This is a genomic window from Pseudomonas fluorescens, assembly GCF_030344995.1.
Lineage (GTDB): Bacteria > Pseudomonadota > Gammaproteobacteria > Pseudomonadales > Pseudomonadaceae > Aquipseudomonas > Aquipseudomonas fluorescens_BF.
In genome coordinates this window covers 4,985,336-5,003,899 of the sequence record NZ_CP128260.1, presented here as the reverse complement: position 1 = coordinate 5,003,899, position 18,564 = coordinate 4,985,336, and the positions used below count along the sequence as shown (strand labels likewise).

General features: G+C 60.0%; 15 protein-coding genes, 4 tRNA genes and 1 riboswitch. Of the genes, 16 read left to right on the top strand and 3 right to left on the bottom strand.

Features of this window, described 5'->3' with window-relative positions:
• The first annotated feature begins 298 nt into the window (after positions 1-298).
• From QR290_RS22415 to astE, 7 genes are all read left to right on the top strand, one after another.
• Positions 299-1,519, top strand: a complete 1,221-nt coding sequence (locus QR290_RS22415; RefSeq protein ID WP_289203632.1) for an aspartate aminotransferase family protein — start codon at positions 299-301, stop codon at positions 1,517-1,519.
• 223 nt (positions 1,520-1,742) lie between these two features.
• Complete coding sequence (aruF, locus tag QR290_RS22410; protein WP_007951057.1) at positions 1,743-2,762, top strand: arginine/ornithine succinyltransferase subunit alpha; 1,020 nt, start codon at positions 1,743-1,745, stop codon at positions 2,760-2,762.
• Between the two features lie 51 nt (positions 2,763-2,813).
• Entirely contained in the window at positions 2,814-3,839 is a 1,026-nt protein-coding gene (gene astA, locus QR290_RS22405; protein ID WP_007951056.1) for an arginine N-succinyltransferase, read from the top strand.
• Positions 3,836-5,305, top strand: a complete 1,470-nt coding sequence (gene astD, locus QR290_RS22400; RefSeq protein WP_289205323.1) for a succinylglutamate-semialdehyde dehydrogenase — start codon at positions 3,836-3,838, stop codon at positions 5,303-5,305. The genes astA and astD overlap by 4 nt, the downstream gene beginning before the upstream one ends.
• 162 nt (positions 5,306-5,467) lie before the next feature.
• Positions 5,468-6,814 (top strand): N-succinylarginine dihydrolase, encoded by a 1,347-nt coding sequence (gene astB, locus QR290_RS22395; RefSeq protein ID WP_085607454.1) that lies wholly within the window; start codon positions 5,468-5,470, stop codon positions 6,812-6,814.
• Between the two features lie 59 nt (positions 6,815-6,873).
• On the top strand, positions 6,874-7,164 hold the full coding sequence (locus QR290_RS22390; RefSeq protein WP_011335531.1) for a hypothetical protein: 291 nt from the start codon (positions 6,874-6,876) through the stop codon (positions 7,162-7,164).
• A gap of 12 nt (positions 7,165-7,176) precedes the next feature.
• Positions 7,177-8,187: a succinylglutamate desuccinylase gene (gene astE, locus QR290_RS22385; protein WP_007951052.1), complete on the top strand. Its 1,011-nt coding sequence runs from the start codon at positions 7,177-7,179 to the stop codon at positions 8,185-8,187.
• A gap of 161 nt (positions 8,188-8,348) precedes the next feature.
• Here the strand turns inward: astE and QR290_RS22380 are convergent, their stop codons facing one another.
• The gene (locus tag QR290_RS22380; RefSeq protein ID WP_039772077.1) at positions 8,349-8,858 is read right to left on the bottom strand and encodes a 6,7-dimethyl-8-ribityllumazine synthase; all 510 of its coding nucleotides are present in this window, start codon (positions 8,856-8,858) and stop codon (positions 8,349-8,351) included.
• A 102-nt stretch (positions 8,859-8,960) separates the two neighbouring features.
• A riboswitch (FMN riboswitch) is annotated at positions 8,961-9,132 on the bottom strand.
• A 197-nt stretch (positions 9,133-9,329) separates the two neighbouring features.
• Between QR290_RS22380 and ltaE the strand changes: the two genes are divergently transcribed.
• From ltaE to QR290_RS22340, 8 genes are all read left to right on the top strand, one after another.
• Positions 9,330-10,334 carry a low-specificity L-threonine aldolase gene (gene ltaE, locus QR290_RS22375; protein WP_289203631.1) on the top strand — a complete coding sequence of 335 codons (1,005 nt, stop codon included), beginning with the start codon at positions 9,330-9,332 and terminating at the stop codon, positions 10,332-10,334.
• Positions 10,335-10,480: 146 nt separating this feature from the next.
• A complete protein-coding gene (alaS, locus tag QR290_RS22370) occupies positions 10,481-13,105 on the top strand; it encodes an alanine--tRNA ligase (RefSeq protein ID WP_289203630.1) in 2,625 nt (874 codons plus the stop codon).
• A gap of 90 nt (positions 13,106-13,195) precedes the next feature.
• On the top strand, positions 13,196-14,437 hold the full coding sequence (locus QR290_RS22365; protein ID WP_007951048.1) for an aspartate kinase: 1,242 nt from the start codon (positions 13,196-13,198) through the stop codon (positions 14,435-14,437).
• A gap of 186 nt (positions 14,438-14,623) precedes the next feature.
• Entirely contained in the window at positions 14,624-14,812 is a 189-nt protein-coding gene (gene csrA, locus QR290_RS22360; protein WP_002554426.1) for a carbon storage regulator CsrA, read from the top strand.
• Between the two features lie 62 nt (positions 14,813-14,874).
• Positions 14,875-14,965 (top strand) — tRNA-Ser (locus QR290_RS22355).
• 107 nt (positions 14,966-15,072) lie between these two features.
• Positions 15,073-15,149 (top strand) — tRNA-Arg (locus QR290_RS22350).
• 72 nt (positions 15,150-15,221) lie between these two features.
• Positions 15,222-15,298 (top strand) — tRNA-Arg (locus QR290_RS22345).
• Between the two features lie 72 nt (positions 15,299-15,370).
• Positions 15,371-15,447 (top strand) — tRNA-Arg (locus QR290_RS22340).
• Positions 15,448-15,466: 19 nt separating this feature from the next.
• On the opposite strand, the gene QR290_RS22335 is transcribed toward QR290_RS22340, so the two are convergent.
• Entirely contained in the window at positions 15,467-15,985 is a 519-nt protein-coding gene (locus QR290_RS22335) for a cell envelope protein SmpA (protein WP_289203629.1), read from the bottom strand.
• Between the two features lie 320 nt (positions 15,986-16,305).
• Between QR290_RS22335 and mgtE the strand changes: the two genes are divergently transcribed.
• On the top strand, positions 16,306-17,748 hold the full coding sequence (gene mgtE / locus QR290_RS22330) for a magnesium transporter (protein WP_011335525.1): 1,443 nt from the start codon (positions 16,306-16,308) through the stop codon (positions 17,746-17,748).
• A 114-nt stretch (positions 17,749-17,862) separates the two neighbouring features.
• On the opposite strand, the gene QR290_RS22325 is transcribed toward mgtE, so the two are convergent.
• Entirely contained in the window at positions 17,863-18,189 is a 327-nt protein-coding gene (locus tag QR290_RS22325; RefSeq protein ID WP_003178899.1) for an Arc family DNA-binding protein, read from the bottom strand.
• Positions 18,190-18,564: the final 375 nt, after the last annotated feature.

Below are 18,564 nucleotides of genomic sequence, written 5' to 3'. Positions count from 1 at the left end.
TCCTTGAGCATGGAAATAGAGCCCAAGCAAAACAAGAGGCGGCCATCGGCAGGTGGTAGAGATGTATGACAGGCAGCGCCTTCGCAATTGATATGCTCGCAGGCCTGCTGCAATGGCCGGCGGCAGTTTAAACTGCGCCTTTGCGACGCTATATGTCGCATTGCCGTAAACCCGGGAAAATCCGGGGTTTGCGCTATAAGAAGTTGTCGCTTGGCGACAAGGCCGGGCTGAAAACTGTCCTTACAATCCCCCCATCGCTCGCCAGTTTCAGGCGGGTGGCCCTCATCAGGAGACTCCGATGTCCGTTGAGCACGCTGCGGTACAACGCGCCGATTTCGACCAGGTTATGGTTCCCAACTACGCGCCTGCCGCTTTCATTCCGGTGCGTGGCGCCGGTTCCCGCGTCTGGGATCAGGCCGGCCGCGAGCTGATCGACTTCGCCGGCGGCATCGCCGTCAACGTATTGGGCCATGCGCATCCGGCGCTGGTCGGTGCCTTGACCGAGCAAGCGAACAAGCTGTGGCACGTGTCCAACGTGTTCACTAACGAGCCGGCCCTGCGCCTGGCGCACAAGCTGATCGACGCCACCTTCGCCGAGCGCGTGTTCTTCTGCAACTCCGGCGCCGAAGCCAATGAGGCCGCCTTCAAGCTGGCCCGTCGCGTCGCATTCGACCGTTTCGGCACCGAGAAATACGAAATCATCGCCGCGCTCAACAGCTTCCACGGCCGCACCCTGTTCACCGTCAACGTCGGTGGCCAGTCGAAGTACTCCGACGGTTTCGGCCCGAAAATCACCGGCATCACCCACGTGCCGTACAACGATCTGGCGGCACTGAAAGCCGCTGTTTCGGACAAGACCTGCGCGGTCGTTCTGGAGCCGATCCAGGGCGAAGGCGGCGTACTGCCGGCCGAGCTGGCCTACCTGCAAGGTGCCCGTGAACTGTGCGACGCGAACAACGCACTGCTGGTGTTCGACGAAGTGCAGACCGGCATGGGCCGTACCGGCAACCTGTTCGCCTACCAGCATTACGGTGTGGTTCCGGACATCCTCACCAGCGCCAAGAGCCTGGGCGGCGGTTTCCCGATCGCCGCGATGCTGACCACCGAAGCGCTGGCCAAGCACCTGGTCGTCGGCACTCACGGCACCACTTACGGCGGCAACCCGCTGGCGTGCGCCGTGGCTGAAGCAGTAATCGACGTGATCAACACCCCTGAGGTGCTGAACGGCGTCAACGCCAAGCACGACAAGTTCAAGACCCGCCTGCAACAGATCGGCGAGAAGTACGGCCTGTTCACCCAAGTGCGCGGTCTCGGTCTGCTGATCGGTTGCGTGCTGAGCGATGCCTGGAAAGGCAAGGCCAAGGACATCTTCAACGCCGCTGAACAAGAAGGCCTGATGATTCTGCAGGCAGGCCCGGACGTGATCCGTTTCGCCCCGAGCCTGGTGGTTGAAGACGCGGACATCGACGTCGGTCTGGATCGCTTCGAACGTGCTGCCGCGAAACTGACGCAAGCCTGATAGACCCTTCGGCGCTTGGAACTTTCAGGCGCCGAACCCAATTTTGATGCCGGGCAAAATCAAATGTGGGAGCGGGCTTGCTCGCGAAAGCGGTGGGTCAGACAGCGAAAATGTTGACTGACAATCCGCTTTCGCGAGCAAGCCCGCTCCCACACTGATCTCTGTGTATGCAGTCAGTGCCCGGTTATTTTTCTGTGAATTTATAAGAGAAAGGAGTGACACCATGCTGGTGATGCGCCCCGCGCAAATGGCTGATCTGGGCGAGGTACAGCGTCTGGCTGCGGACAGCCCGATTGGTGTCACTTCCTTGCCGGATGACGTTGAACGCCTGAGCGACAAGATCGCTGCGAGCGAGGCCTCGTTTGCTGCCGAAGTGAGCTTCAACGGCGAAGAGAGTTACTTCTTCGTCCTTGAAGACACCGCAACCGGCAAACTGGTGGGCTGCTCGGCGATCGTTGCGTCGGCCGGTTATTCCGAGCCGTTCTACAGCTTTCGCAACGAGACCTTCGTGCATGCTTCTCGCGAGCTGAAGATCCACAACAAGATCCACGTGCTCTCGCAATGCCACGACCTGACCGGCAACAGCTTGCTGACCAGTTTCTACGTGCAGCGCGAGTTGGTGGGGTCGCCGTGGTCTGAACTCAACTCCCGTGGCCGTCTGCTGTTCGTCGCCAGCCACCCTGAGCGCTTCGCCGATTCGGTGGTGACCGAGATCGTCGGTTACAGCGACGAGAACGGCGACTCGCCATTCTGGGACGCCATCGGTCGCAACTTCTTCGACCTGAACTACGCCGAGGCCGAGCGCCTGTGCGGCTTGAAAAGCCGCACGTTCCTCGCCGAGCTGATGCCGCATTACCCGATCTACGTGCCGCTGCTGCCGGACTCCGCTCAGGAAGCGATGGGCCAGGTGCACCCGCGTGCGCAGATCACCTTCGACATCCTGATGCGCGAAGGCTTCGAGACCGATCACTACATCGACATCTTCGACGGTGGCCCGACCCTGCATGCGCGTGTTTCGGGGATCCGTTCGATCGCCCAGAGCCGCGTGGTGCCGGTGAAGATTGGTGAGCCGGTCAAAGGTGCCGGTCGCCAGTATCTGGTGGCCAACGCCCAGTTGCAGGATTACCGCGCGGTATTGCTGGAACTGGATTACGCGCCGGGCAAACCGGTGACCCTGGATCTGGAAGCGGCCGAAGCCCTGGGCGTCGGTGAAGGTGCCAGCGTGCGCCTGGTGGCGGTTTAACGCCTTAGCGAGTTTCACGGGTGGCCACGGCGGCCCGTTTGAGGAGATAGCATGATTGTTCGTCCCGTACGCAGCAGCGATTTGTCCGCTCTGATCGACCTGGCCCGCAGCACCGGCACCGGCCTGACCACCTTGCCGGCCAACGAAGAGCGCCTGACCCACCGGGTCGGCTGGGCCGAGAAGACCTTTCGCGGTGAAGCCGGTCGTGGCGACGCGGACTACCTGTTCGTGCTCGAAGACGATGACGGTCGTGTGGTGGGAATTTCCGCCATCGCCGGCGCCGTCGGTCTGCGCGAGCCTTGGTACAACTTCCGCGTCGGCCTGACCGTCAGCGCCTCGCAGGAACTGAACATCTACCGCGAGATCCCGACGCTGTTCCTGGCCAACGACCTGACCGGCAACTCCGAGCTGTGCTCGCTGTTCCTGCACGCCGATTACCGCACCGGCCTCAATGGCCGCATGCTGTCCAAGGCGCGGATGCTGTTCATCGCCGAATTCCCGCAACTGTTCGGCAACAAGATCATTGCCGAGATGCGCGGCGTGTCGGATGACGCCGGTCGTTCGCCGTTCTGGGAGAGCCTGGGTCGTCACTTCTTCAAGATGGAATTCAGCCAGGCCGATTACCTGACCGGTGTCGGCAACAAGGCGTTCATCGCCGAACTGATGCCGAAATTCCCGCTGTACACCTGCTTCCTGTCGCCGGACGCGCGCAACGTCATCGGCCAGGTGCACCCGGACACCGAGCCGGCACTGGCGATGCTCAAGAGCGAAGGATTCAGCTATCAGGGTTACGTCGACATCTTCGACGCAGGTCCAGCCATCGAGTGCGAGACCAGCAAGATCCGCGCGGTGCGTGACAGCGAAGCGCTGGTGCTGGCCATCGGCACGCCGGGCGACGACGCCACGCCGTTCATCATCCATAACCGCAAACGCGAAGACTGCCGCATCACGGCTGCGCCGGCCCGTCTGGCCGCCGGTACGCTGGTGGTCGATCCGCTGACCGCCAAACGTCTTCAACTCAACGCTGGCGATCAGGTTCGCGCCGTGGCGTTGTCTGCTGCCCGGGAGTCGAAATAATGAATTCGCTATACATCGCAGGTGAGTGGCTGGCCGGTCAGGGCGAGGCCTTTCAATCGCTGAACCCCGTGACCCAGCAAGTGCTGTGGGCGGGGGAGGGCGCCACTGCCGCTCAGGTCGAGTCCGCCGTGCAGGCTGCGCGTCAGGCGTTCCCGGGCTGGGCCCGTCGCACGCTCGAAGATCGCATCAGCGTGCTTGAAGCGTTCGCCGCTGCGCTGAAAAACCACGCCGACGAACTGGCCCGCACCATCGGTGAGGAAACCGGCAAACCACTGTGGGAAGCCGCGACCGAAGTCACCAGCATGGTCAACAAGATCGCGATCTCGGTGCAGAGCTACCGCGAACGTACCGGCGAGAAGAGCGGCCCGCTGGGCGACGCCACCGCCGTGTTGCGCCACAAACCCCACGGCGTGGTTGCGGTGTTCGGCCCTTACAACTTCCCTGGCCATTTGCCGAACGGCCACATCGTGCCGGCGCTGCTGGCCGGTAACAGCGTGTTGTTCAAGCCAAGCGAGCTGACCCCGAAAGTCGCCGAGCTGACGGTCAAGTGCTGGATCGAAGCCGGTCTGCCGGCCGGCGTGCTGAACTTGCTGCAAGGCGCCCGCGAAACCGGGATTGCGCTGGCGGCGAATCCGGGCATCGACGGTCTGTTCTTCACCGGTTCGAGCCGTACCGGCAATCACCTGCACCAGCAGTTCGCCGGTCGTCCGGACAAGATCCTTGCGCTGGAAATGGGTGGCAACAACCCGCTGGTGGTCGATCAGGTCGCTGATCTTGATGCGGCGGTGTACACGATCATTCAATCTGCATTCATTTCCGCCGGTCAGCGTTGCACCTGCGCCCGTCGTCTGCTGGTGCCGGAAGGCGCGTGGGGCGACAGCCTGCTCAAGCGTCTGGTGGAAGTCTGCTCGACCATCGAGGTCGGCGCGTTCGATCAGCAACCGGCGCCGTTCATGGGCTCGGTGGTTTCCCTCGGCGCGGCGAAAGCGTTGATGGATGCCCAGGCGCATCTGCTGGCCAATGGCGCAGTGTCGCTGCTGGCGATGACTCAGCCACAGGCGCAGTCGGCGCTGCTGACTCCGGGCATTGTAGATGTGACAGCGGTTGCCGATCGCTCCGACGAAGAACTGTTCGGCCCGCTGTTGCAGGTGATTCGTTACGCCGATTTTGCGGCGGCAATTGCCGAAGCCAACGACACCGCGTTTGGTCTGGCCGCTGGCCTGCTGTCGGATTCCGAAGAGCGCTACCAGCAGTTCTGGCTGGAAAGCCGTGCCGGGATCGTCAACTGGAACAAGCAGCTGACCGGTGCTGCGAGCAGCGCACCGTTCGGCGGTGTCGGTGCCTCGGGCAACCACCGCGCCAGCGCCTACTACGCGGCGGATTACTGCGCGTACCCGGTGGCCTCGCTGGAAACTCCAAGCCTGGTGTTGCCGGCGGCCCTGACGCCTGGCGTGAAGATGGCGTGATCCCCATCGCTGGCAAGCCAGCTCCCACAAGGTCCGAGTCGAACACAAAATTTGTGAACACTGCTGAACCTGTGGGAGCTGGCTTGCCAGCGATGGCCGCGCCGCGGTCTCAAAGAATAGTTACTGAAGCCTATAACAACAGATTCTCGTGGAGCCTCGCTGATGAAATCCTATGAAGTCAATTTTGACGGTCTAGTGGGGCCGACCCATAACTACGGTGGTCTGTCCTACGGCAACGTTGCGTCCCAGAGCAACAGCCAACAGTCTTCGAACCCGAAGGAAGCGGCGCTGCAAGGTCTGGCGAAAATGAAAGCGCTGATGGAAATGGGCTTTCAGCAGGGCGTTCTCGCACCGCAGGAGCGTCCGGACGTGGCTGCGTTGCGCCGTCTGGGTTTCAGCGGCACCGACGCTCAAGTGATCGAGCGCGCCGCCAAAGAAGCGATGCCGCTGCTGGTCGCCAGCTGCTCGGCGTCGAGCATGTGGGTGGCCAACGCCGCCACGGTCAGCCCGAGTGCCGACACCGCTGACGGTCGCGTCCACTTCACCGCCGCCAACCTGAACTGCAAATACCACCGCAGTATCGAGCATCCGACCACCAGCCGTGTGCTGGGCGCGATGTTCGCCAATCAGCAGCACTTCGCTCACCACGCAGCATTGCCGGCAGTGGCGCAGTTCGGCGACGAAGGCGCAGCGAACCACACGCGTTTCTGCCGTGAGTACGGTGAGGCCGGCGTCGAGTTCTTCGTGTTCGGTCGCAGTGCGTTCGACACCCGCTACCCGGCACCGCAGAAATACCCGGCGCGCCAGACCCTCGAAGCGTCGCAAGCAGTCGCTCGTTTGCACGGCCTGCGTGACGACGGCGTGGTTTACGCGCAGCAAAACCCGGCGGTGATCGATCAGGGCGTGTTCCACAACGACGTGATCGCGGTGGGTAACGGCGAGGTGCTGTTCTATCACGAGGACGCGTTCCTCGACACCGATCAGATGCTGGCCGAACTGCAAGCCAAACTGGCCAAGGTCGGCGGCAACTTCCAGTCGGTCTGCGTGCCGCGTTCGGCGGTCACCGTGGACGACGCAGTGCGTTCCTACCTGTTCAACAGCCAGCTGCTGTCGCGTCCTGACGGTTCGATGCTGCTGATCGTGCCGGAAGAGTGCCGTGGCAACGAGCGCGTTTGGAATTACCTGCAAGGCCTGACTAGTTCCGGTGGCCTGATCCGCGAGGTGAAGGTTTTCGACCTCAAGCAAAGCATGCAGAACGGCGGTGGCCCGGCGTGCCTGCGACTGCGCGTCGCGCTCAACGAAACCGAGCTGGCGGCCGTCAACCCAGGGGTTATCATGACCGCCCCGTTGTACGGTTCGTTGACCGCATGGGTTGAAAAGCACTACCGCGACCGCCTGACCGAAAGTGATCTGGCGGACCCGCAATTGCTGCTTGAATGCCGGACGGCACTGGATGAACTGACGCAAATCCTTAAACTGGGCGCGGTTTATCCATTCCAGATCAATTGATGACCGGCGCGCCGCCTGAACGCGGCGCACGGTTCCATCTCCCCAAGAGAGCGTAAAACATGAGCGATTCCCTGCAGCTGATCCTTGAAGACACTGACGGCACGCAACTGCAAACTTCCTGCACCCGCGTCGCGGTCATGTGGCAAGGCAAAGAGCTGTGGATCCAGCAGGACGGCCGCGGCCAACTGCTGATCGGCGTGGACGTCGAAGAGGGCGACGAAGAGTACGCCAACCTGCTGTTGCGTCCATTGGCGACTAATCTGGTAAGTCTGCAACTGGAGATGGAACCGGCTGACCTCGGCGACGATGACGGCCACGTGCACGGCCCGGATTGCAATCACGACCACTAAGGAAACCGCTCTATGCTCGCCCTCGGCAAACTGCTTGAACTGACCCTCGCCGGCCGCGAACCGGCGGAGAAGACTCAACTGACTGTCGAAGGCGTGCGCATGCGCTGGTTGAGCGAGGGTGCGCTGGAAGTCCGGCCACCCGAAGCGCGCGACAATGGCCTGGACCTGCTGCTGTCGGCAGGCATCCACGGCAACGAAACGGCACCGATCGAGTTGCTCGACCGGTTGCTGCACGACATCGCTCGCGGCGACCTGAAGCCGCGCGCACGCATTCTGTTCCTGTTCGGCAACCCGGAAGCGATTCGCAAGGGCGAGCGTTTCGTCGAGCAGGACGTCAATCGGCTGTTCAACGGCCGTCACGAACAAAGCAGCGGTTCCGAAGCCCTGCGCGCCTGCGAGCTGGAACGCCTGGCTGCAAGTTTCTTTAGCCTTCCTGATCGTCAGCGCCTGCACTACGACCTGCACACCGCGATTCGCGGTTCGAAGATCGAGCAGTTCGCCCTGTATCCGTGGAAGGAAGGTCGCCAGCATTCCCGTCTTGAGCTGGCCCGCCTGCGCGCCGCCGGCATGGAAGCGGTGCTGTTGCAGAACAAACCGTCAATCGTGTTCAGTTCCTACACCTACGACAAGCTCGGGGCCGAGTCCTTCACGCTGGAGCTGGGCAAGGCGCGGCCATTCGGGCAGAACGCCGGGGTCAATGTGTCGCTGCTGGAAACCCGTCTGAAGCAGATCATCGAAGGCACCGAGCCCGAGATGGCCGAGCAGGGCCTGGACGGTCTGCAACTGTTCAGCGTGGCACGGGAAATCATCAAGCACAGCGATGCGTTCCGCCTGAACCTGCCGGCGGACATCGAAAACTTTTCGGAGCTGGATGTAGGTTATGTGTTGGCCGAAGATCTGGCCAATACCCGCTGGATCATCGAAGAGCAGGGCGCGCGGATCATCTTCCCCAATCCCAAGGTCAAGAACGGCCTGCGGGCAGGCATTCTGATCGTGCCGACCACTGACGAAAATCTCGCCTGATTCAATCTTTGGGCAGATGCATAACCCTGTGGGAGCGGGCTTGCCCGCGATGGCGTACTGTCAGTTGAAATATGATTCGACTGATCTACCGCTATCGCGGGCAAGCCCGCTCCCACAGTGGTTTGAGTGAAGTTCAAGACCTCACTCGACCCGGGTTTGCATCAGACCGCTACAGCACGCGGCTCGGTGCGGCGCAACGCACGCACTTTCTGCAGCGTATCCGCGCAAGTCTTCGCCGCTTCCTGACCCTTGTGCACGAAATGCTCGAAGAAGAACTTCTGGTGTTCTTCACCGGCATGGAAGTGGTGCGGGGTCAGCGACACCGAGAACACCGGCACTTCGGTTTCCAGCTGAACCTGCATCAGGCCGCTGACCACCGACTGGGCGACGAACTCGTGACGGTAGATTCCGCCGTCCACCACCAGGGCGGCGGCAACGATGCCGGCATAACGACCGGTCTTGGCCAGCAGCTTGGCGTGCAGAGGCATTTCAAAGGCGCCGCCGACTTCGAAGAAATCGATGTCCGATTCCTGATAACCCTGAGCGATCATTTCGGCGAGGAAGCCTTTACGGCTCTGGTCGACGATTTCCTTGTGCCAGCAGGCCTGGATGAACGCGACGCGCTCGCCGTGAGGGTGTTTGCTTTTGCTGTCGATAGCGGTGGGTTGCATGTTCTGACTCCTGTTTGTGTGAAAAACAGGGCGTTATGAATCGAAAGGGATTCAAGGGTACGCACGCTCGCGCGAACACGGCGGACGGCCCTTTGGCGTCAATCCCGTTCTCTCTTCATCCGGACTATGACCGTCGGCCCCGGAATCACACCGGGTCTGCTGACCTTGCCGCCGCTCACAGCGTTTGCCGTGCCCGTCACCAAGCGCTCGCGGGCTATGCGCATTGCGCGCAATTACCGCCGGTGGGGAATTGCACCCCGCCCTGAGAACGTTTCGCCGCCCTTTATCGGGCGGCGGAGCGTTTTTAACACAGATTTCCAGACAGTGCATTGCGCCTTTGTGATGATTGCCATCGAGTTTTTCGAAGCGCGCAAACGACTTTTCCTTGCTCAAGGGTTGATTAATCCGCGCCATGCCCGCAGTAATTCCTCTTCGAAAAGGGATTTCCCCTGCTGACCAGAGGCCAGGTTCATGAGCGTTATCGATCTTCGCAGCGACACCGTCACCCAACCGACTCCCGCCATGCTCGACGCGATGACCCGAGCCGACACTGGCGACGACGTGTATGGCGAAGATCCGACGGTCAATCGTCTGGAGACCGAACTGGCAAAACGGCTGGGTTTTGCTGCGGCGCTGTTCGTCCCGACCGGCACCATGAGCAACCTGCTGGGATTGATGGCGCACTGCGAGCGCGGTGACGAATACATCGTCGGTCAGCAGGCGCACACCTATAAGTACGAGGGCGGCGGTGCGGCGGTGCTCGGTTCGATCCAGCCGCAGCCGCTGGAAGTGCAGGCCGATGGCTCGCTGGACCTGGATCAGGTGGCAGCGGCGATCAAGCCTGACGACTTCCACTTCGCCCGCACTCGTCTGCTGGCGCTGGAAAACACCATGCAGGGCAAAGTGTTGCCGATGGAGTATCTGGCCCGGGCCCGGCAGTTCACTCAGAACAATGGCCTGCAGCTGCATCTGGACGGCGCGCGGCTGTACAACGCGGCGGTCAAGCTCGGGGTCGATGCCCGGGAAATCACCCAATATTTCGATTCGGTTTCGGTGTGCCTGTCCAAGGGCCTCGGTGCGCCGGTCGGGTCGGTCCTGTGCGGTTCGTCGGCGTTGATTGCAAAGGCCCGACGCCTGCGCAAAATGGTCGGTGGCGGCATGCGTCAGGCCGGATTGCTGGCGGCGGCGGGGCTGTATGCGCTGGATCACAACGTCGAGCGCCTGGCGGATGACCATGCGAACGCGCAGTTGCTGGCCGAAGGCCTGCGCGAGGCCGGTTTCAGTGTCGAGCCGGTGCAGACCAACATGGTTTACGTGCAGATGGGCGACCGTGCCGAGGCGATCAAGGCATTTGCCGTTGAGCGCGGGATCAAATTGAGCGCTGCCGCCCGGCTGCGGATGGTCACGCACATGGACGTCAATCGCTCGCAAATCGAGCAAGTGGTCGCGACATTCGTCGAGTTTTCGCGCAAGTGACAGCGTTAGCCACCCAATTGACCGTTTCTATCGTATAAACACGCTGTACCCCGCGCGCAGGGCCGATATAATGCGGCCCTTTGCCGTCGTTTCGTCTGTTGACGTTTCGTACAGGCCTTTGGCCGCAGCCTCCGTGGAAGAACCTAATGAAAAGCGCAGAAATCCGTGAAGCCTTCCTTCGCTTCTTCGAAGAGCAAGGCCACACCCGTGTAGCCTCCAGCTCTTTGATTCCGGGCAACGACCCAACCCTGCTGTTCACCAACGCGGGGATGAACCAGTTCAAGGACTGCTTCCTGGGCCAGGAAAAGCGCGCGTACACCCGCGCCGTCTCCAGCCAGAAATGCGTGCGCGCCGGCGGCAAGCACAACGACCTGGAAAACGTCGGTTACACCGCCCGTCACCACACTTTCTTCGAAATGCTGGGTAACTTCAGCTTCGGCGACTACTTCAAGCGTGATGCCATCACCTACGCCTGGAACTTCCTGACCTCCGAGAAGTGGCTGAACCTGCCGAAGGAAAAGCTGTGGGTCACCGTCTACGCCAGCGATGACGAGGCCTACGACATCTGGACCAAGGAAGTCGGTGTGCCGGCCGAGCGCATGGTGCGCATCGGTGACAACAAAGGCGCGCCTTACGCGTCCGACAACTTCTGGACCATGGGCGATACCGGCCCGTGCGGTCCTTGCACCGAGATTTTCTACGATCACGGCGCCGACATCTGGGGTGGCCCACCGGGCTCGCCGGAAGAAGACGGTGACCGTTATATCGAAATCTGGAACAACGTGTTCATGCAGTTCAACCGCACCGCCGATGGCGTGTTGCACCCGCTGCCAGCTCCGTCGGTGGACACCGGCATGGGCCTTGAGCGGATCAGTGCCGTGCTGCAGCATGTTCACTCGAACTATGAAATCGACCTGTTCCAGAGCCTGTTGGCCGCATCGGCCAAGGCCATCGGTTGCAGCAACGACAATCAGGCGTCGCTGAAAGTCGTGGCTGACCATATCCGTTCGTGCGGCTTCCTGATTGCCGACGGCGTGTTGCCGTCCAACGAAGGTCGCGGTTATGTGCTGCGCCGGATCATCCGTCGCGCCTGCCGTCACGGCAACAAGCTGGGTGCCAAGGGCAGCTTCTTCTACCAGATCGTTGCCGCACTCGTGGCCGAGATGGGCGAAGCGTTCCCTGAGCTGAAATCCCAGCAGGCGCACATCGAGCGCGTACTGAAAGCCGAAGAAGAGCAATTCGCCAAGACCCTGGAGCAGGGCCTGAAGATCCTCGAGCAGGATCTGGCCGAGCTCAAAGGCGACGTGGTTCCGGGCGACGTGGTGTTCAAGCTCTACGACACCTACGGTTTCCCGATGGACCTGACCGCGGACATCGCCCGCGAGCGCAGCCTGACCATCGACGAAGCCGGTTTCGAGCGTGAAATGGAAGCCCAGCGCGTCCGTGCACGTTCCGCCAGCTCGTTCGGGCTGGACTACAACAGCCTGGTCAAGGTTGACGTCGACACCGAGTTCACCGGTTACCACGCCACCAGCGGTTCGGCGAAAGTCGTTGCCCTCTATAAAGATGGCCAGTCCGTGGACGTCTTGAGTGAAGGGCAGGAAGGCGTTGTGGTGCTGAACCAGACTCCGTTCTACGCCGAATCCGGCGGCCAGGTTGGCGATTGCGGTTACCTGCAGGCCGGCAACAGCCGTTTCGACGTGCGCGACACCACCAAGACCGGCGGCGCGTTCCTGCACCACGGCGTACTGGCGTCGGGCAGCCTGATCGTTGGTGCACCGGTGGAAGCCCACGTCGAAGCCGACGTGCGTCACGCCACCTCGCTGAACCACTCGGCCACTCACTTGCTGCACGCTGCACTGCGCAAAGTGCTGGGCGATCACGTTCAACAGAAAGGCTCGCTGGTCGACAGTCAGCGCCTGCGTTTCGACTTCAGCCACTTTGAAGCGATCAAGCCGGAGCAGATCAAGGCGCTGGAAGACATCGTCAACGCCGAGATCCGCAAGAACTCCGCCGTTGAAACCGAAGAAACCGACATCGAAACCGCCAAGCAGAAAGGCGCGATGGCGCTGTTCGGCGAGAAGTACGGCGACAACGTGCGCGTGCTGAGCATGGGCGGTGATTTCTCCGTCGAGCTGTGCGGCGGCATCCACGCCAACCGTACCGGCGACATCGGCCTGCTGAAAATCATCAGCGAAGGCGGTGTGGCATCGGGCGTGCGTCGTATCGAAGCGGTCACCGGCGCTGCGGCGCTGGATTACTTGAACGCTGCTGAAGAACAACTCAAGGAAGCGGCCAGCCTGGTCAAGGGCAGCCGCGACAACCTGATCGACAAGCTGTCGGCTGTGCTGGAGCGCAACCGTGCGCTTGAAAAGCAGCTCGAGCAGTTGCAGGCCAAGGCTGCCGCCGCTGCCGGCGACGATCTGTCGGCCTCGGCCGTGGACGTCAAGGGTGTGAAGGTTCTGGCCGTGCGTCTGGATGGTCAGGACGGCAAGGCGCTGCTGGCGCTGGTCGATCAGCTGAAAAACAAACTCGGCCGCGCAGTGATCCTGCTCGGCAGTGTCCATGAGGAAAAGGTCGTACTGGTTGCAGGCGTAACCAAGGACCTGACTGGCCAACTCAAAGCCGGTGATTTGATGAAACAGGCTGCTGCGGCAGTGGGCGGTAAGGGCGGTGGTCGTCCGGACATGGCGCAGGGCGGCGGTGTCGACGCCGGCGCACTGGATGGCGCACTGGCGCTGACCGTTCCATTCGTCGAGCAGGGTTTATAAGACGGCCCGTCGGGCCCGCAGTCTAGTGGCGGGCCCGGCGGCTGTTTGAGTGATTATTGGGCGCCCTTCATGGGCAGAGGCGGCTTTGAAATGGCTTTGATCGTACAGAAATTTGGAGGCACCTCGGTCGGCACTGTCGAGAGAATCGAGCAGGTCGCCGACAAGGTTAAGAAATTCCGCGATGCCGGCGATGACCTGGTGGTTGTGCTGTCTGCAATGAGCGGCGAAACCAACCGTCTGATCGATCTGGCCAAGCAAATCAGTGGCGAAGATCAACCGGTTCCCCGTGAGCTGGACGTGATCGTTTCCACCGGTGAGCAGGTGACGATCGCCCTGTTGGCCATGGCGCTGATCAAGCGCGGTGTGCCGGCGGTGTCGTACACCGGCAACCAGGTGCGGATCCTGACGGACAGTGCGCACAATAAAGCGCGTATCTTGCAGATTGATGACCAGAAGATTCGCGGTGACCTGAAAGCAGGTCGCGTGGTTGTGGTCGCCGGTTTCCAGGGCGTCGACGAGCACGGCAACATCACGACCTTGGGTCGTGGCGGTTCCGACACCACCGGCGTGGCGCTGGCCGCTGCGCTGAAGGCTGACGAATGCCAGATCTACACCGACGTCGATGGTGTCTACACCACTGACCCGCGCGTGGTATCGGTTGCTCAGCGTCTGGACAAGATCACCTTCGAAGAGATGCTGGAAATGGCCAGTCTCGGTTCCAAGGTGCTGCAGATCCGCGCGGTGGAGTTCGCCGGCAAGTACAACGTTCCGCTGCGCGTACTGCACAGCTTCAAGGAGGGTCCGGGCACCCTCATTACTATTGATGAAGAGGAAACCATGGAACAGCCGATCATTTCCGGCATCGCTTTCAACCGCGATGAAGCCAAGCTGACCATCCGTGGCGTGCCAGACACCCCGGGCGTGGCGTTCAAGATTCTCGGCCCGATCAGTGCCGCGAACATCGAAGTCGACATGATCGTGCAGAACGTCGCGCACGATAACACCACCGACTTCACCTTCACCGTGCACCGCAACGACTACCAGTCCGCGCAGACCGTGCTGGAAAACACCGCTCGCGAGATCGGTGCCCGTGAAGTGGTTGGCGACACCAAGATTGCCAAGGTCTCGATCGTCGGTGTCGGCATGCGTTCCCACGCAGGCGTGGCCAGCCGCATGTTCGAATCCCTGGCAAAAGAAAGCATCAATATCCAGATGATCTCGACCTCGGAAATCAAGGTTTCCGTGGTTATCGAAGAGAAGTACCTGGAACTGGCCGTGCGCGCCCTGCACACGGCTTTCGAACTCGACGCTCCGGCCCGTCAGGGCGAGTGATGCGTTGTCTGAAGGGCGCGGTCTGACCGCGCCCTTTATTTTTTGAATGGCGTGAGCCCTGAACTGTTCTTTTGCTCGCGCTGGTCAATACTCAGGCATGTAGGGCTACGATCGCTCCGGTTGTAGGTCGGGTGCCTTTTTTTTGCAGACTGTTGTCCCTGAAATGATTCGCGTGAGGAGAAAGGTATGCTGATTCTGACTCGTCGGTGCGCAGAAAGCCTGATTATCGGTGATGGCGAAATCACCGTGACCGTGCTCGGCGTTAAAGGAAATCAAGTGCGTATCGGCGTCAACGCCCCGAAAGAGGTGGCCGTGCACCGTGAAGAAATCTATCTGCGTATAAAGAAAGAGAAGGACGAAGAACCAAGCCATTAATTTTTATCGATTTTTATGTTTGCAAACGGGGAAGAAGGTGGTTAATATACGCCCCGTGTTGCGGAGAGCTGGCCGAGTGGCCGAAGGCGCTCCCCTGCTAAGGGAGTACACCTCAAAAGGGTGTCGGGGGTTCGAATCCCCCGTTCTCCGCCATTATTTGCTTAGTACGTTGTAATCTGGCTTTTTCTGTAAGTTGTTGAAATTTATAGAAAAAGTGGTTGGAATAGAGATTAGACGGGCTATAATGCGGCGCAACAAATGCACTCGTAGCTCAGCTGGATAGAGTACTCGGCTACGAACCGAGCGGTCACAGGTTCGAATCCTGTCGAGTGCACCATTTAAGAGTCAATTGCAGCGATGTAAATGACTCGGCTTCAACCAGTTGTGATCTGGTCTAAAAACACAAAATGCACTCGTAGCTCAGCTGGATAGAGTACTCGGCTACGAACCGAGCGGTCACAGGTTCGAATCCTGTCGAGTGCACCATTTAAGAGTCGGTTGCAGCAATGCAGATGACTTGGTTACAGCCAGTTGTGGTCTGGTCTAAAAACACAAATTGCACTCGTAGCTCAGCTGGATAGAGTACTCGGCTACGAACCGAGCGGTCACAGGTTCGAATCCTGTCGAGTGCACCATATACCGAAAAGCCCGCGTTTAACGCGGGCTTTTTGCTGTCCGGGATTTGGCTTTTCCCGTCACGCATCCTTTCTCATCAAAATCGATTTGAGCACTGCGCCCTCGCTTGAGGTCGTAACGATAACTCGTTGCCGAATTGCGGATATTTACCTTGTCGGGTTTGCCCAGAGCGCTTTCAACATCCTGTTGGCTCATGCCGGCGATGATTCGTTGATTGATGATTGCCTCGCGTTTTTGTCGTGCGTCGATCAGATCTCCACATTTATCGTGAGTACGCCCGACGACGGCCATTTTTCGTTTTTTGATATTCATGCCCGATATTTCTTCGTGCCGGGCTTCGGGTATCAGGGCGACTGTCGAGCCAGGTGAATAGGGTCGTACTTCCTGCAATGAAAGGTGCTCATCGTTCGCACAGCTCAATGTGGTGAATGTGACGCTACCATCAGAAGCTTCGCAGCGGTGAAGTGTGGTTGCGCTCCCGATGGCGGGCAGGCAGAGCAGGGTGGTCAGCATGAATCGGGATGTTTTCGATGGCATTCGGCGTCCTCCATGACGATCTTCTTCAAGCGTAGCCGGCAGTTTTTTCACTGTCGGTGTGTTTTCTTTTCAGGATGAGTCGTCGCAGTGTGAAGGATCAGGACAGCGCTCAGCTTTGTCTCGCAAGCGCTTGTTTCAGCCACTATTTTTTAACGTTTAAAACCGTCAGGCGGTGTATCATTGCGCCCGTCAGCCCCGCCGGGGCTTATGGAAAACCTCCATGGACTTACCCAGTAGTTATTCAGTAGCCCGTTTCACCAATCATGAATTGACTGATTGATCCTTCCGGCGTGCCCCGCTGCTGGGAGTGGAGTTCGCCTATGTCCGAAATCGAAGTAAAGAAAACACAGGAAAGCCTGCAGGATCGCCTGGCTCAGGTCGTCGAGCTGCTGCAGCGCCAGCGGGTCGTCGAAGACCTGACTCATCGCCAGGAAGGCCCGCATCATGACCGGGTCGAGAACCTGGTTCACCGGCAAAACCTCGTCGAGCTGCAACGCAAGCTCGATGATCTGCACTCCGCCGACGTCGCCTACATTCTTGAAGCCCTGCCGCTGGACGATCGTCTGACACTCTGGCAGTTGGTCAAGGCCGATCGCGACGGCGACATTCTTCTCGAAGTATCCGATTCTGTCCGTGAAACGCTGATCGCCGACATGGACGATCACGAGCTCCTGGCGGCCGCCAAGGACATGGATGCCGACGAACTTGCTGACCTGGCCTCCGAGCTGCCGCGAGACGTCGTCCATGAGCTGATGGAGACTCTGGACCAGCAGCAACGCGAACGTGTGCGTTCGGCCCTCTCCTACGACGAGGAGCAGGTCGGTGCGCTGATGGACTTCGAGATGGTGACCATCCGTGAGGATGTCAGTCTTGAAGTGGTTTTGCGTTACCTGCGCCGTCTCAAAGAGCTGCCGGGCCATACCGACAAACTGTTCGTGGTCGACTACGACGGCGTGCTCAAGGGCGTGCTGCCGATCAAGCGTTTGCTGGTCAATGATCCGGAGAAACAGGTTTCCGAAGTCATGGCGAGTGACCCGGTGAGTTTTCACCCGGACGAAGACGCCTACGACGCCGCTCAGGCGTTCGAACGTTATGACTTGATCTCGGCCCCGGTGGTCGACAAGAACGGCAAGCTGATCGGCCGTCTGACCATCGACGAGATGGTCGACCTGATTCGTGAGGAAAGCGAAAGCGAAGTCCTCAACATGGCGGGTCTGCGCGAGGAAGAAGATATCTTCGCCTCCGTCTGGAAATCTCTGCGCAACCGCTGGGCGTGGCTGGCGATCAACCTGATCACGGCATTCGTCGCATCGCGGGTGATCGGTCTGTTCGAAGGTTCGATCGAGAAGCTGGTAGCCCTGGCGGCGCTGATGCCGATCGTGGCGGGCATCGGCGGCAACTCCGGCAACCAGACAATCACCATGATCGTTCGCGCCATGGCGCTCGATCAGGTCAGCACCGGCAACACCTCGCGCCTGATGCGCAAAGAGCTGGCCGTGGCGTTGATCAATGGCCTGGTCTGGGGCGGGGTGATCGGTGTGGTCGCCTACATGCTGTATGGCAGTTGGTCGTTGGGTGTGGTGATGACGGCCGCCATGACGTTGAACCTGCTGCTGGCAGCGTTGATGGGGGTGTTGATCCCGATGACGCTGGCCAAGATGGGTCGCGATCCGGCAATGGGCGCCAGTGTGATGATCACGGCCATGACCGACAGTGGTGGCTTCTTCATCTTCCTGGGTCTGGCGACGATCTTCCTGCTCTGACCGACTGCATTGAAACAGCCCGCCGATTGGCGGGCTTTTTTTCGCCCCGGAAAAAACCGAATTGCAGGCAAAAAAAAGCCAACATTCATGCTGGCTTGAGATGTTCGGTTTGACTCAGGATGCGTCTGCGGCCATTTCGGCGTCGTGGGCGATCAGAGAAACCAGCGCGTTCTGCTGGCGATGGGAGAGTTGGCGGAAGCGTTGCAGCAGCTCGCGTTCGTGCAGCGACAGCTCCGGGCTGTCCAGGCGCATGCTCAGCTCTTCGCCCAGTGCACCTTCCTGAATAAGACTCTGCTCAAGGCGCGCAATGATCTCGGAGTTCATGCTGCGATGATGATTGCGAGCCACCTCGGCAATGCGTTCACGCATTCCGTCTGGCAGACGTACGACGAACTTGTCAGCCGTACGGCTGGAATAAATTGCCTGTTTCAATGGGCGCATATATTTAACCGGTTAGTTCAGGGGAGCGGTTCTCGGGATTGGCCGCAGGATGTGTGGTAGGACAAGCATCCGCGCCAAATGGTTCAACCTGAATTGTTAAGAGGCGCGCATCATGCCTCAAAATTGCCAGATCATTGGCGTCAATTCTGTGACAAATATTGATCCGGGTAAAGGCGTAATGCCAGCACCAATTATCAGAAATGCGGACTGGTTTGAAAAGAAAGCATCGGCCCGTATCGCTGACCGCGTCCTGAAGCACGTCGACTGATGCCCAAAGGCGTCAGAACGTGCATGCTATGCGGGTTGAATCGTTGTTCCTTACCTTGTACAGGATAGTGGCAAATGGCCGATTTACTAGGGGCAAATGCCCGCCGG

What these genes read in the sequence shown, in the direction of transcription:
- QR290_RS22365 (WP_007951048.1), top strand. Translation starts at nt 13,196, where the DNA reads ATGGCTTTGATCGTACAGAAATTTGGAGGCACCTCGGTCGGCACTGTC.
- mgtE (WP_011335525.1), top strand. Translation starts at nt 16,306, where the DNA reads ATGTCCGAAATCGAAGTAAAGAAAACACAGGAAAGCCTGCAGGATCGC.
- astB (WP_085607454.1), top strand. Translation starts at nt 5,468, where the DNA reads ATGAAATCCTATGAAGTCAATTTTGACGGTCTAGTGGGGCCGACCCAT.
- QR290_RS22390 (WP_011335531.1), top strand. Translation starts at nt 6,874, where the DNA reads ATGAGCGATTCCCTGCAGCTGATCCTTGAAGACACTGACGGCACGCAA.
- QR290_RS22380 (WP_039772077.1), bottom strand. Translation starts at nt 8,858, where the DNA reads ATGCAACCCACCGCTATCGACAGCAAAAGCAAACACCCTCACGGCGAG.
- ltaE (WP_289203631.1), top strand. Translation starts at nt 9,330, where the DNA reads ATGAGCGTTATCGATCTTCGCAGCGACACCGTCACCCAACCGACTCCC.
- aruF (WP_007951057.1), top strand. Translation starts at nt 1,743, where the DNA reads ATGCTGGTGATGCGCCCCGCGCAAATGGCTGATCTGGGCGAGGTACAG.
- astE (WP_007951052.1), top strand. Translation starts at nt 7,177, where the DNA reads ATGCTCGCCCTCGGCAAACTGCTTGAACTGACCCTCGCCGGCCGCGAA.
- alaS (WP_289203630.1), top strand. Translation starts at nt 10,481, where the DNA reads ATGAAAAGCGCAGAAATCCGTGAAGCCTTCCTTCGCTTCTTCGAAGAG.
- QR290_RS22415 (WP_289203632.1), top strand. Translation starts at nt 299, where the DNA reads ATGTCCGTTGAGCACGCTGCGGTACAACGCGCCGATTTCGACCAGGTT.
- QR290_RS22335 (WP_289203629.1), bottom strand. Translation starts at nt 15,985, where the DNA reads ATGCCATCGAAAACATCCCGATTCATGCTGACCACCCTGCTCTGCCTG.
- QR290_RS22325 (WP_003178899.1), bottom strand. Translation starts at nt 18,189, where the DNA reads ATGCGCCCATTGAAACAGGCAATTTATTCCAGCCGTACGGCTGACAAG.
- astA (WP_007951056.1), top strand. Translation starts at nt 2,814, where the DNA reads ATGATTGTTCGTCCCGTACGCAGCAGCGATTTGTCCGCTCTGATCGAC.
- csrA (WP_002554426.1), top strand. Translation starts at nt 14,624, where the DNA reads ATGCTGATTCTGACTCGTCGGTGCGCAGAAAGCCTGATTATCGGTGAT.